Annotated in this window: 1 protein-coding gene; it reads left to right on the top strand. The window is 45.1% G+C overall.

Features of this window, described 5'->3' with window-relative positions; translation table 11 throughout:
* The first annotated feature begins 58 nt into the window (after positions 1–58).
* Positions 59–199 carry a hypothetical protein gene (locus HJY11_RS14960; protein ID WP_157134235.1) on the top strand — a complete coding sequence of 47 codons (141 nt, stop codon included), beginning with the start codon at positions 59–61 and terminating at the stop codon, positions 197–199.
* Positions 200–206 lie beyond the last annotated feature (7 nt).

The following is a 206-nucleotide window of genomic DNA, read 5'->3' on the forward strand; positions in this document are numbered from 1 at the left end:
GTGTATAATTCCATCGTTTTTGCACACACTATTCAAAAAAGTGCAAGGAGGTTGTACCATGAGAGAGATCAAAATGCCCTCAAAGACAACAGAGGCAAATGTATACGATGACGATAATATACCCGAAATCGATCTGCCGGGGAAATCAAGCCTGGAAAATATCATACCCGATGAGGTTCCGGGGCGTGAAGGGGAGTAGGCTAGGG

This window comes from Bittarella massiliensis (ex Durand et al. 2017) (genome assembly GCF_017566145.1).
In the GTDB taxonomy this organism is placed as follows: Bacteria; Bacillota; Clostridia; order Oscillospirales; family Ruminococcaceae; genus Bittarella; species Bittarella massiliensis_A.